The sequence below is a fragment of the Rhodocytophaga aerolata genome, assembly GCF_030503435.1.
Lineage (GTDB): Bacteria > Bacteroidota > Bacteroidia > Cytophagales > 172606-1 > Rhodocytophaga > Rhodocytophaga aerolata.
In genome coordinates this window covers 25,723-39,709 of sequence record NZ_JAUKPO010000026.1, presented here as the reverse complement: position 1 = coordinate 39,709, position 13,987 = coordinate 25,723, and the positions used below count along the sequence as shown (strand labels likewise).

10 protein-coding genes are annotated in these 13,987 nt (G+C 39.7%); 8 read left to right on the top strand and 2 right to left on the bottom strand.

The features are described from left to right. Positions 1-114: 114 nt before the first annotated feature. The 5 genes from Q0590_RS28000 to Q0590_RS27980 all read left to right on the top strand — a co-directional run bounded on the left by Q0590_RS28000 (position 115) and on the right by Q0590_RS27980 (position 5,031). Positions 115-597 carry a DUF3244 domain-containing protein gene (locus Q0590_RS28000; protein WP_302040957.1) on the top strand — a complete coding sequence of 161 codons (483 nt, stop codon included), beginning with the start codon at positions 115-117 and terminating at the stop codon, positions 595-597. A gap of 262 nt (positions 598-859) precedes the next feature. Beyond that, entirely contained in the window at positions 860-1,705 is an 846-nt protein-coding gene (locus Q0590_RS27995) for a class I SAM-dependent methyltransferase (protein ID WP_302040956.1), read from the top strand. A gap of 426 nt (positions 1,706-2,131) precedes the next feature. Next, on the top strand, positions 2,132-3,073 hold the full coding sequence (locus Q0590_RS27990) for a tail fiber domain-containing protein (protein ID WP_302040955.1): 942 nt from the start codon (positions 2,132-2,134) through the stop codon (positions 3,071-3,073). Next, positions 3,015-3,431: a T9SS type A sorting domain-containing protein gene (locus Q0590_RS27985; RefSeq protein ID WP_302040954.1), complete on the top strand. Its 417-nt coding sequence runs from the start codon at positions 3,015-3,017 to the stop codon at positions 3,429-3,431. The genes Q0590_RS27990 and Q0590_RS27985 overlap by 59 nt, the downstream gene beginning before the upstream one ends. Before the next feature lie 268 nt (positions 3,432-3,699). Beyond that, the gene (locus Q0590_RS27980; RefSeq protein ID WP_302040953.1) at positions 3,700-5,031 is read left to right on the top strand and encodes a vanadium-dependent haloperoxidase; all 1,332 of its coding nucleotides are present in this window, start codon (positions 3,700-3,702) and stop codon (positions 5,029-5,031) included. A 387-nt stretch (positions 5,032-5,418) separates the two neighbouring features. Here the strand turns inward: Q0590_RS27980 and Q0590_RS27975 are convergent, their stop codons facing one another. Continuing rightward, entirely contained in the window at positions 5,419-7,755 is a 2,337-nt protein-coding gene (locus Q0590_RS27975) for a DUF5060 domain-containing protein (protein ID WP_302040952.1), read from the bottom strand. Between the two features lie 1,835 nt (positions 7,756-9,590). On the opposite strand from Q0590_RS27975, the gene Q0590_RS27970 reads away from it, so the two are divergent. Beyond that, a complete protein-coding gene (locus Q0590_RS27970; protein WP_302040951.1) occupies positions 9,591-10,784 on the top strand; it encodes a glycosyltransferase family 4 protein in 1,194 nt (397 codons plus the stop codon). A 612-nt stretch (positions 10,785-11,396) separates the two neighbouring features. Here Q0590_RS27970 and Q0590_RS27965 read toward each other — a convergent pair. Continuing rightward, on the bottom strand, positions 11,397-11,942 hold the full coding sequence (locus Q0590_RS27965; RefSeq protein WP_302040950.1) for a hypothetical protein: 546 nt from the start codon (positions 11,940-11,942) through the stop codon (positions 11,397-11,399). Between the two features lie 419 nt (positions 11,943-12,361). Between Q0590_RS27965 and Q0590_RS27960 the strand changes: the two genes are divergently transcribed. Continuing rightward, complete coding sequence (locus Q0590_RS27960) at positions 12,362-12,853, top strand: RNA polymerase sigma factor (RefSeq protein WP_302040949.1); 492 nt, start codon at positions 12,362-12,364, stop codon at positions 12,851-12,853. Positions 12,854-12,855: 2 nt separating this feature from the next. Then, positions 12,856-13,452 carry a hypothetical protein gene (locus Q0590_RS27955; RefSeq protein ID WP_302040948.1) on the top strand — a complete coding sequence of 199 codons (597 nt, stop codon included), beginning with the start codon at positions 12,856-12,858 and terminating at the stop codon, positions 13,450-13,452. The last annotated feature ends 535 nt before the right edge of the window (positions 13,453-13,987 follow it).

Here is a 13,987-nt window from a genome sequence, read left to right as displayed (position 1 = left end):
ACAGATAATCAATTCTTTGCTTTATGAGTGAAAGACTTTGCATGTAACCCACGCTACCTTTGTCTCATCAATTTTTCACAAAAACTTTCACAATCCCATTAAACATTCAATCCAATGAAAAAAACAATTTTGCCATTTTACCAATCTACTTTCACTAGAGCATTTGTATCTTCTGTATTCCTAGGTATACTGTATTTACAGCCTGTAACAGCGATGCCTTCCTTTAATGACTATGCTCATGTATCTTCCGTTGAAGCCTCCCCGGAAAAACTCAGGGCCGTATCCTATATCATGCAGAATTCGCTGGTGATGAAGGTACATTTTGAAAATCCTACCCAAGAGAAAATAACTATACAGATTCTCAATAACCACCAAGAAGTAGTGTATACTGAATACCTGGGTAACCGGGAGAAATTTATCGGTAAGTATAATCTGCAGGAGTTACCCAATGGCCATTATACACTCGTCATTAAGAGTGCCAGCAATAGGTATTCTAACTCTTTTTCCTTACAAACCTTAATCAAGCGTGAAGCGAATGTACATCCAGATGAGACGAAAGAAACCAGAGAGGATTTTAAAGGCATTGCTGTATTCTAAAACAGCAAATCTTTGCACAGTTTAAAGAGTAAGTAGGTAAGAATGGCACAAAAATGTTCTTCTACTGACTGCAGGACCGCTTGTTTTTTTATCAGCTAATAAACTATAGTAGCTTAACAAGCAGGCCCTTACAAAAATTACCTATTACTCAAACTGCTGCCTATTCTTCCCATATAGCCGTCTTCTATCACTTGCTGTATGATAACATTCCGAACAACATTTAAAAAACAATCTTTTTACATCTAACAATCCATTTAAAACTATGACAACAGAATTCGAGCAAATCAGAGAACAACAAAAAAATACCTGGAATACTTTCTCCCCAGGCTGGAGGAAATGGGATGATTTTACCATGGACTGGCTAAAGCCACTGGGCGAAGAAATTATCTCTTCACTGAAACTTCAACCTACTGATACAGTACTCGATGTGGCCGGAGGAACCGGAGAACCAGGACTCAGCATTGCCAACATTGTTAGAGATGGGAAAGTGGTAATTACTGACCTTGCCGAAGGTATGCTTCAGGTTGCCCGTGACAATGCAGCTATGAAGGGAATTACTAATTACGAAACTATCGTTTGTGACGCTTGTAACTTACCTTTTGAGGATGAAACATTTGATGCCGTAAGCTGCCGTTTAGGATTCATGTATTTTCCCGATATGCTGATGGCTGCTCAAGAAATGGTACGGGTGCTGAAGCCAGGAGGCAGAATAGCTACAGCGGTATGGGGCGTGCCAGCCAAAAATTTTTGGGTTACTGCCTCCATGGGTACGATTAATAGAATCATGCAATTACCAGCTCCCCCTCCTGGAGCTCCAGGTATATTCCGTTGTGGCAACCCTGGTTTTATAGCAAGTTTGTTTGAGCAGGCAGGACTAAAAAATATCGCTGAAACCGAAGTAACAGGTAAACTCCCTTGCGGCGATAACGATACATACTGGACTTTTACAAACGATGTAGTTGCCCCGGCAGTGGCTGCGTTAAGCAAAGCTGATGAGGAAACGAAAGTAAGAATTAAAAAGGAGGTGTTTAACGCCGTAGATGAGAAGTATCCTGATAGAATGGCGGCTCTTGATTATAGCGCAGTTATTATTTATTGTCAAAAATAAGGAGGTAGTTTCGGCAGATACGCAAGCAGTATAGACAAGCAGTTTGCTGATAACAGGTACCAGCCTAGAAGATTACCACAGATTCCCTCTCAGGTAATTCAACCCTACAAATAGCATGATGCTAAACCGCCGATGATACAATGGCTATTCTGCAGCGAATAAGCCATTGTATTCAAAGGCTACTAAGTGAGCCTGCTTTTACAGCAGCCTTGCATTGCAGCTGACTAGCTTACTACAGTAATAATAATAAATGTGGGAAAGTTAGCCGGGCTACCCCATCATGCCTAATTCATCAGATACTGCCTATAAACTTTCATGTAGTCAACATACACATCTAGTAAAGTCAAAAAAATAAAAACACGAAAGGCGTATTAAGGATTTCGCCTCAAAAAACATTTCCCAATACTTAATATCACAATCTACAAAATGAAAAAAAGAAAAATAGTTTTCGCAGCCTTGTTGCTTTGTGCAGCAACCTTTTCTGCTAATGCCCAATGGTCGCTTACCGGTAACACTGGAACAAACTCAAGTACCAATTTTATAGGTACCAGGGATTCAAGGGATCTTACTTTCAGGACAAATAATATCCCACGAATGTACATTAGCTCGTATGGTGGGGTTGGTATTATAGACCCTGGCAGTAACCCTAATTCTAACAGTCATCCTATATTATTGTATTTTCAAAAAACAAGTCCAGGTCCTGCCATTCAGATTGGAATGCAGTCAACTACGAATGCTTCGCCTGCCATTTATGCGGCAACAACTGGAACCGGTAATGCTATTTGGGGAAGTGCATCTCAAGCTGGCAGCAGTGGTGTGTACGGGGTTAATAGTAATGGATATGGCCTCCAGGGAAATTCCTACAGTAGCTATGGCCTGGTAACCCGTTCCACGAATTATTATGGGATGGTAGCGATAGGCCAAACTTATGCAGCATACTTTGTTGGGGGTGTGTTTGCCAGCAACGGTTACCATGCCCCATCTGATCAGAAACTCAAACAAAATATAGAGGATGTTACCAGTGCAAGGGACATCATTAGTCAACTGCATCCGAAGAAATATTACTACCGGCAGGATGGTCATCATAAGCTAATGAAGTTACCACATGAGCAACAGTATGGCTTATTGGCACAGGAAGTTGAAAAGGTATTACCTGGCCTGGTAAAAGATACAAAGTTTGAACCCCCGTTAGAGGCTGCGCCAACAAAAATGGGTGAAGATGGAAAATTTGACCTGCAAACAGAGGCTAAAGCGGAGACGGTTGAATTCAAGGCAGTAAATTATGTCGGTTCCTATCCTGATAAAAGGTATGCAAGAACAGCAAGAACAGCTTCAAGAGCAACAGGAGAAAATAACTCGTCAGGATAAGAAAATAGAGAACTTAACCGCACTTGTAGACCAACTTTTAAAGAGTAGTCAAACACAGGAAAATTCTGGCTCTATTAAAAAAGAAGTTATGTCAGAGATCGCGTGGCTTTCCCAAAATGCCCCCAATCCTTTCCATCAAACAACTACAATCAGCTACTTTGTGCCACAACATGCCAGCCATGCAGCTATTACCATCTCCAGTATTCAAGGCAAAATGGTTAAAACCTACCCAATTTCTGAAAGAGGGAACGGTCATTTAGAGATAGAAGCTGGCAAGCTGGTTCCTGGCATTTATCAGTATTCACTCAGTATAGAGGGCAATCTTATTGACACAAAGAAGATGGTAGTACTCAAATAGCTTATATCTTATATACCCTTAAAACCGAGAGCTATTCATTCTAACCCCTACCTGAGCCTAAGGTAGGTTACCACACCTCCCGTCAGGTACCAACAATAAAACACCCCTTATACTTGGTGTTCACCTCAACCTTGCTTCTGCAAAAGGGTGATGCCATGCCCGATGCGGACATGTTCCGGAAGTGCTGCATGGTGTCTCTCCCAGTAAAGCAAAACAATAGCTAACTAATTAATATCCCATCACATTATCAACTAATCAATTACATTTTATGAAAAAACTATTTTTTTTATCAGCATCTCTATTTATTATCCTATCATTCTTATTAACAGGCTGTGACAAATTTCCCTTTCACGAAGAAAAGGACAAAGTAACTACCAAACCTATGAGTGGGCAGTTACTGGCAGACTGGATTACCTTGCATCTTAAGCTCATACGAAGTACTACCGGGGTGGGAACCCCTGGCTTGAGCAGACATTTTGCCTATTCCAGTGTTGCCCTGTACGAATCTATTGTAGGAAGTAATAAACAGTATAAATCTCTGGGCGGACAATTAAAGGGGCTTACTACGTTACCTGCTTCTCCGGAAAGTAAAGATGTTTGCTGGCCTGCCAGTGCCAATGCTGCTTTAGCGGATATGCTCCGGGCATTTTATGTAAATACTCCCGGCGGTACCGCACGTATAGATTCTTTAGAAACTGCGTATGTACAGAAACTCTCCACTGCAGGCTATTCGCAAGCTAGTATCACAGCAGGTGAAACCTATGGAAAAGAAGTAGCACAAGCTATTTTAGAATATGCAAAAACAGATGGTTTTGCTACAGTACATCCGCCTTATGTACCACCTGTAGGGGATGGATTATGGGAAAAAACGCCTCCTGCGTTTGCAGCGCCTGCTGTACCTTATTTAGGCAGTAACCGGACATTTGTAGAAGGCAGTATTACCCAGATTCTACCAACAGCGCCAATCCCTTTTTCTACTGATCCTTCTTCCGGGTTTTATGCGATGGTAAAAGAGGTATATGACGCGTCCGCTCAATTGACAGCGGAGCAGAAAACGATGGCAAATTTCTGGGACGATGTACCGAATGGAAAATACTATACAGGGCCAGGCCACTTTGCTGCAATCTTACGGCAGGTGATTACGGATAAAAAACTCTCTTTGCTGGAAAGTGCTGTAGCTTATGCGAAAATGGGAATCTCTGTAAATGATGCATTCATTTACTGCTTTCAGGTAAAATATAAACATAACTTGATCCGCCCCATTACCTATATCCATAAGTACATGAACCAGCCTACCTGGACATCCACCATTAATACGCCTAATCATCCAGAATATCCTTCTGCTCACTCTTCTCTTTGTATGGCTGCTGCTACAGCTTTGAGTGAGGCACTAGGTAGTCATATTTCTTTCACTGACCATACCTATGATGATTTAGGCTTTGAGCCGAGATATTATAAGAATTTTGAAGCTGCGGCTCAGGAGGCAGGAATATCACGTTTTTATGGAGGTATTCATTATAAAGCTTCTGTAAATGCAGGACTTTTAGTTGGAAAAAAATCAGCTCAACTTGTTACCAACCGACTGCAATTCCGTAAATAACATCGATTTTTTTAATTTTACTATATGACTCTCCCCATATAGTTGTATCAACTATCTCAGGCAAAAACAAAGTGTACTGTATAAGTACACTTTGTTTTTGTTATCCGCCTGGAATCAGCGTTTGTCTTTCTCCGCACTTTCTACAGTTCATGAGTCTATGGTGGTGAGTTCATCCCTAGAGAAGAGGTAGTTAAAGGTAGCCTGACGTAATTTTTAGCGTGGGGAGATTTATTGTTAACCCCTAGCCTTATATTAGCCTCACCATCGTATATTTTGAAGTTGCTATCTTTTTATTATCCTTAAGTAAATGGAACGCATATCTATAGAAGATAGAAGGCAAATAGGTTTTGCTATCTGCCCTAAAAAACATAGTAGATGACGCTAGTCTTACTTCTTTATCACCTTAATCACCCTTGTTTCTCCCTCTGCTGTCTGCAGTTTGAGCAGATGTATTCCTGCTTTCAGGGAGAGACCTGTTAAATCCAGCTCCACTTCCGACTGGCCGGTTAGTACATACTCTTTTACAAAATACGACTTGCCTACGACATCTGTCAGGGTAATTGTTACCTTGCCTTCTTGGCCGCTAGTAGCAATTGTTAGCTTATCGGAGAAAGGATTCGGGTAAACCAACAGTGGGCTTACCTGTAGCTCTTCTTCTGCGGCCAATCTAGCAGCAGAAGGAACAAAAGGCGACAAGACTGATCCTGGAATCACAGAGATGCTACTGCTGCCGGGGACAGTCCAGCCAACAGCTAAGTTATCGCCATAAACGGATTCTTTGTGCAAGGCTTCTATGTAGTATTTCTTTCCTTTTTGCAACGTAATGGCTACAGACTTTTGAGAAGCGTGCTTGTTCCATTCTCTGCTGGAGGCATGTTCGGTGATATGAGCAATCTTTCGTTTGTTTGCCGGGCTCTCACTGGTACTCAGCCATAATTCTCCCTGATCATCAGAGGCCAGATAGAACCTATAGCTCCCGGTTGCAGGGGCACAGATATAGCCCCGGATGCGCTGTGCATAGTTTTCTCCCCTATTTGAAGGCGTTTCAAAAGAAGTGATTTGTGAGGAAGAACTTGGTTTCCTACCAACCGGAATATCAGTTACTTTTCCTCCTCTGACATTTGCCCAGTACTCCCGCAGAATACTACCCTTGGCATTACACGCTTGTGATGAATTATCAACTGTCAGATACACCAGCCAATCATCTCCATCCCTGGGAGAAGCTAGATTCTTGCCGGTCGTAGTGGTTCCACCGGAACGTTGGTCTTGCAAGGGATTCTGCCCATTGATCCATCTGACTGCATATGTTTTCCCGGGTTCCACAGCAATAGAAACAGCGCCTCTGGCAGGTAGGTATACCAAATATTGCTGTCCGGGCTGAGCCAGGCAAAAGCCTTTGCTTACTAAACGTTGGCTAGGGTTCATTTTATAGAAGGGCAGCGTTTCCATAAAATCCCATACTTTATCCACTATATCATGCCTGGCCTGTAGTTTGTCGGCCAGGTTTAAACTCCCACTAAATCCGGAATAATTCTTCCCATCCATATCTCCATAATTCAACGTAGTAGCCGATAACATATGCACCCAGGCATGTTTGCGGATGGTAGTGGCAGAATACCCACGGGCTGGTTGCAATGTATTGCCCGGCCACAAATTTTCCTGGGCATAAACAGGCTTGGTGCCGGTATGGTTTTTTAACAGGAAAGCATTCAAAGCATACAAATCCGTAATTTCCACCTGAAGCGTTGAAAAACCTACCCATGTTTTATGTCTATACGGATCATCTCCATCTTTATTATGATTGCCAATCAAGTGCTTGAATACGTCCCTTTTTTGTAGCTCGGCTCCCACCCGGCTAACTTTGCTACTGGAGATATAATTATCATAATTCGCTTCCGAACCGGATACATTTAGTAGAATATTCCAATACGGAGCAAGCCGGGCCAGATAATACCTTACTAACAATATTTCATCTTTGTGAGTGGTAGGAATCTTTTCATCCCTGGGTAGTAAGCCTCCAAAAGAATAAAAAAGGATCTTTCGGGCAGCCAAGTCATTTAGTACTTTTTCAATCTGCCGGTATGCCCGGGCATCTAATGGCCAGAGGTCCGGAATATTATAACCTGTTTCTTGAAAGTTATTCACTGATAGCATGTTATACCCTTGTCGATCAACCCATTCCAGAAAAGATTTTCTTTTAGTATCGGAGAAGTTGTAGGCAAGCAAAGGAGGGCCGCCATGAAAACTACGGACCAGTATATGCTTCCCGCCTTTATACCCAAACCACCTGGGATTAGTCTCATCTTTGGAGATCATTCCTGGAATAGAAGAGGCAACACAGGTAAAGCTGCCGCTCTTGCCAGGTGAACCATCTGAAAAAGTTGCTTTGTAAGTCCATTTCCCCAATTGGTCAGGCATAAAACGGATGCGCCAGGTAGAATTCCCATCATAAAAGCCCCAGAAATTAACTTTACTCCCATCGGGCTTCGTATAAGTTACATTCAAGGTAACATCTCTGTAAGCATTTTTATAGGCAGTTTTATTAGTTAGAGAAGCTTCAAACCGGTCCCATTGGCCAACCCTAACCTGAGCCTGGGCAACATACGAGGAAAAATACAGCAGGAGTATAGCTAGATACAGGTACACAGACACTCTTTTGACAGAGCATGTAAATAAGGAAAAAATGCTTTTCTGAGTAATTTGGGTAGGTAATGGTGTGCACATAATGGAAGCGTTTATGTGTGGATAATTTATGGGTTGAAAATAGGAACAGAGAAGGCTTTTCCTCCTTCTCATACAGGAGTCCTCTGAAAACAAGAGAGATCCATTATCGTTTATAGAGCAAGTTATACAGGTAAGCTCCTGTTTGAAAAAGGGTATCCGGTTGACAAAGCAAGCTTGCTGAAGGTTGTATTAACTCAGAGCAAAAGGAAAAGCTGCTTTTAAACCGTACAATCTTCTAATATAAGTAGTATAGGTAAGTTCTTGATAAGCTGATTATTCTACTCTCCATATAAAATCACAAGGACATACGCTGACATTCGTTCTAAGAAACAGGCTCAAGGGCTACATGTAAAATGTAGATTTGATTTCATACAATTTTAGGCGAGCAATTGCTAGTTTATTGTAATACGATACTTACACTATGTAATACTTTATCATAGTTTATTAGTAAAGCACACGTAAAATTTTCGATAAATTAATTCCTATAACGGAATATAAATCCCTTAGGTTATTTAAGGCTTGTCCTATTGTTAGAATTCTCTTATATGGAACAAATTCATCGTTAAATCCACTCTAAGGAGTGTCTGATAAGGTGGATTGGGTTTGTATTTTATCAGCTTCTTAGGTATTTTCTTGAGAAGGATAAATCGAAAACAGAAAATTTAAACACCTTCTGAAAATTAAAAAATGCGTTACAAAATTAATTCTCATCAGCTATTTTATTAATGGAGATATTTTATTAAATAGACGTGTAAAAGCATTGAAAATGAGCTGCTATGATAGGTTTATGGTGGGTAAATAATTTTAAGCACTTGTAAAATGTAACTTTACACAAATGGATTTTAATAGAATTTAGAGTTGATGTAAAAGGATCATTTTTTACAACTAGATAGAGTTGAAACCCGTTATAACCATCAAATTCAACTTTTCATTGCTGTACAAGTCAAGTTTTTCATCTCTTGTAATTACTTAACCTGGTATTGTAAGCCATAATTGTTTAATTTAAAAAATTAGTTAAAGATATAAATCATTGCAAGCATGCAAATTTAATAGGGTAAAAGCCTGTGTGACATTGCTCAAAGGCTTTTTTTCATGTTAAATCCTCGAGGTTTACTTATTTATTTGTTTGGGAAGATAAGCCTTTGATAAAGTATAAGAAAATCAGTTTTGCCCTAGGTGTGGAATTGTGAAATAAAGTTGACGTGGCATAGGTACTGTATACTGTTTGGGTAGATATAAAAGTATATGTTTCAGTTATCAAAATCTTTAATGACAAAACTTTCCCAAAAGATCGTTAATGAGGGTAAATGCCTATTAGGACAGCTTATTCCGCATAATCTTCATTATCTTCCTAGAGGTACATTTGCTACAAGCGAAGAGTTTTATCAAGCAAATCGTATAAGCGTCTTATATAGTACTTTATTTTTTAATTTAGTCACCAATTTAAAAGTACCGGAACAATTATATAAAGGTTTATCGTACAATGAGGATGTAGCATATGCGCCCTGAACATTGGCCGTAAGAACAAACTATCACGTGGTAAAAGTGCCCAAGGAACGTGTTTATAGGAATAATGCAGGGACTATAGCCGTAATTAATGACAATAAAGTAATAAACGACATATGCTTTCAATATAACCCCGGCAAAAGCGGTATTATTCCTGTTAATGCGGTGTTTAAACAAACATATTTCAAAGAGCCGGCATCTCTAATTACTACAAAACTAGGCGAACGGTAAGACATTACTGTGGATATTGACAAACTTAAACAAGCATTATAAGGAACGCTAGCTGCCAGACCTAAACTCTCACAGCTTACTTAGTAACTATACTTCTCATGAAAATACTTTTTATACATAACACATACCAGCAGAGAGGAGGGGAAGATGTTATATTTGAAAATGAAAGTGAACTAATGGAAAGCCATGGCCATAGCGTTGAAAGACTGTTGTTTGACAATCATCAAATAAAGACGGGCTTGGATAAGTTTCTTACAGGAGTGAAAAGCTTATACAATTTTGAAAGTGCAAAAATAGTAGAAGCGGTTATTAAAAACTTTTCCCCTGATCTGATTCATGTTCATAATTTATTCCCTATCGCCTCACCATCGATCTTGTATGTAGCCGATAAATATAAGATTCCAGTAGTGCTAAGCATACACAATTATCGCTTGATCTGCCCGAGTGCTACCCTTTTGCATACTGGCAAAATCTATGAAAAAAGCATTCATTCCATATTTCCATTAGATGCAATTGTTAAGGGAGTTTACAGAGGTTCTAAAATCCAGACAGCATCGGCTGTTTTGATGACAGGCACACATAAACTTCTAGGTACCTGGAAAAATAAAGTTACCCGCTATATTGTGATGAGCCAGTTTGCTAAAAACAAATTTTTGGATTCATCCCTAAACGTAGCGGAGGAAAAATGGAGCATCAAACCTAATTTCTCGCCCGACATGGGCGTAGGAGATACAGCCAGAGAAAATTCCTTTTTATTTATTGGAAGGCTTACGGCTGAAAAGGGCATAGAAACGCTATTAGAAGCCGCCAGGATAACCGGTTTTAACCTAGAGATTTTGGGAGATGGACCCATGCGGGAAGTTGTTGAAAACTATGCGAGTCAACATCAGAATATTGTTTATGCAGGGTTCAAACAAAAACAGGAAATCATTCAAGCACTTAAAAAATGCAAGGCATTACTCTTTCCTTCGGTATGGTATGAAGGTTTTCCAATGACCATACTAGAAGCTTTTTCTGTAGGCACCCCTGTTATCAGTTCTAAACTTGGAGCCATGGTTGAAATGATAGAAGACCAGGGTAACGGTTTGCATGTAAAACCGGGAGATGTAGAGGATTTGGTCGAAAAAATGAGGCTTCTAACTACACAACCTGATTTAGCCAGGATATTAGGCAAAAACGCACGCTGCACCTATGAAGATAAATATGCTCCGGAAAAGAATTACGAGCAATTGTTAGCTATTTATTTGCAGGTTATTGAAGCAAAAAAGCAGATGAAATATGAAGCTGTTTAACGGTATTGTAAAAAAAGAAAACGACCCAAACGTAGAATGAGCAGTCGACGATACTGATGGGTATACCTTCTGAAACTTTAAACTAATACTAGATGCAATGCTTGTTACTTAACCCTGTATGGTAAAGAATGTGGTAAATCTATTACTAAAGGTATTGCTTTTTGTAGAAGTGATCCTGATACTATTGATTATTGGAGCATGCTTCCTGTTATACAGCTTAAAAAGTTATCTGCAAGGTCAAAACTCATGGAAGAAGAACTCATTGGGCTTGCTGGTAAACATACCTCTAAGTGGGGCTGTCTAAGGTCGATTGTCCTCTCATATATGTCCGTTTATGTTGGTCAATACTTCATTTAAGAATCAATATAAAGGACAGGCTGTTTTTTTGGTAGATCTTCGGCAAGATTTCCTGGCGGAACTTAGTAACTCTCCCATCAGATGGTTTTACTACCCAAATTATTTTGCTGTCAAGAAGAGTATTATTTGTTTATATACTTACAGTAGATGTTGAGGTATTTCAATAAAATGGGCAATATCCAGTCTCAGTCTCAGAACTGTGCCCTCTGAAAGATGCGTTAGCTAAGCAAGATGGATCTGCAGTAGAATCTCTTTTTAACCAATTAACCATCCGATGAAAAATAAGCTTGTGATGCCTAACAAGCTACCAATCCATAGCCATTTCGTTGAAAGGGATGTGCTTGTTTTGTAGTTTTTCGCTGCTAGTACAAATAACATTCCCGGTATCCCAAATATTACCCACACGGCACTCAAGTTAAACCACCCCGTTAGGCTCATGTTACCTAACCCTGTGGGAGAAGATTCTATGAGACCCGTCAGTAGAACCAATTTTACTATTAGTTCTGCCACCGGATAGATTAATTGTGCACTGGCTGAACCAGATAATCCACCTAGCACGGCCCATGAAGGAAACAACTGCCCCCATTTCTGTATGCTGGCCAGGGCAATAAGTATGGTGAATACTCTTAACAGTAAGGCAGCTAAAATGATCCAGGCTGTTTGGTCAATGGGTTCTTCTTGAAGTAAATGGCTATTGATCCACATGGCCAATACAATCACCACAAAGCCTCCAACCAACACTGTAATGGCATAGATCGGCCAAGGAGCCACAGTCATTTTATTTTCCTGTATAATAAGCATAAAACCTTATCCTACCTGTTCAGATGATCTAATTCATGATACAAAGTATGCTCAAATACATTCTTACAAAACTAAAAATAGAGTAATGGAAGGATGAGAGGATAAAAGGTTGTATATACTTTCTAACTAACCCTAGCTCTGACTGATAGCAAAATCTATCCAAAGTTTTGTTTACGTTACTTTTCCGGTCAGCCAGCAAGGAGGTAAACTATCACAATTCAGCTTTTCAAAATGGAACGTTACATGATCCATGCTTTTTTTGACTTAACTTATTGATATAGGAATGGCTGTCTTTTCTTGAACTCACCTTACGTATCAGGCACCATACACCTTATTGCTGCAATAAAATTTATTGTATCCTGTGATTTTCTTTACCTCTGCTACACTAATATAGGTGAAACAATAAACTATTCATTTTTGTGGACAAAGCAGAGACATTTATAGCCGCCCTACAAGCCAATCAAGGTTCTATCTATAAAATTGCTTCCCTGTATACCCATGAAGCAGAAGATAGAGACGACCTGGTGCAGGAAATCATTTACCAGCTTTGGAAATCCTTTGACAGCTTTAACCAACAGTCAAAATTAAGTACCTGGATCTATCGGGTAGCGATGAATGTAGCTATTTACCATCTGAAAGTGACTAAAAGAAAAGTCCCTATAGTGCCAATAGATGAGCAGCTTTCCAACTTACCAGATGTAGACAACAGCCAGGATGAAGAGCAATGGAAGCTTCTGAAAACATTTGTTGACAAGCTAAATTTACTCGACAAGGGCCTAGTAATCCTGTATTTGGAAGAAAAAACTTATGAAGAGATGGCCGAAATTATTGGTATTTCTGTCAGCAACGTTGCCACTAAACTGTCGCGAATAAAAGAAAAATTAAAGCAGCAAATTTCTAAACAAGCATAACAATGGAACTGGACGATCTAAAAAACAGCTGGCATCAGGCAACTGGCCGGGTAGAAAAACCACAAATAATAACCCGTGCAATGCTGGAAAAAATCAACCGCACTAAGTACCGGCTAAGAATCAAGAAAATAATAACAGCTGAAATTTCCGGCAGTAGTGTTTGCCTGGTGGCTGCTTTATACATTGGCTACAGTTTCAACAAGCTAGATACAGCTTTTTTGCAAGTTACCGGTGTTGTAGCCATCTTGCTTTTACTGCTGCTGCCCACAATCAGCTTTGTAAGTATCAGGCAATTAAGCAAGGCAGGTAACTTCAATAAATCATATGCAGAAACGCTCAAAGCCTTTGCTGTTGATAAAAAAAGGTTTATTAGGTTGCAAAAACTAAATATCACTTTCAGCTACGTATTATTACTAACAATGATTGTGTTACTCGTTAAGCTGTTTGGGGGCAATGACCTTTCTGAAAACAAGCACTTCTGGCTTTTCTCCTTTCCTATCAGTTATATTTTCCTTCTGTTTTATGCGAAGTGGGTACAGAAGTATTATCAGCAAGCCCTACAACAAGCTGAGGAATTGTTAGCTGAACTTAACACTTAACACGAACTTCTGCAGGAAGCTAAAGTAGAGGCAATTATATAATCTACCCCCTCTTGAGTAAATCAACAGTAATGCGACATAGCTTGATCTGAGTAAATTTTGTACGTTGATTCGTTACGGAAAACAAAGGCCTCACAGATAAGTAGCATTCAGATCATGCACGAAGGAATGGCCAAAGGAAAGATGTATGCTATGTGCCGCAGTGCCTCTCTGCTTCCCATTCGCACTAATTTCTGCCTGAATTTTAATGAGCTAAAGATTTTATGCAGTCAGGAATACTTTTATTTACTCTTACTAGATTATACATAAGCCCATAGGTATAAAAAAAAATTTTAAGTACTATCTAAACCTTAGATTGTTGAGCGAACGTTTAGCTGGCTGTCAGCACATAGAAGATTTGGTGTTGATTACGAGCGAAAAATCAAATCCTCTGATGCTATGCTTCATATAGCAATGATCCGGCTTATACTTAATATTTTTTTTAACTACATTTTTAGATAGTCTTTAAGATGAAAACAATTAATTTGGAGAACTT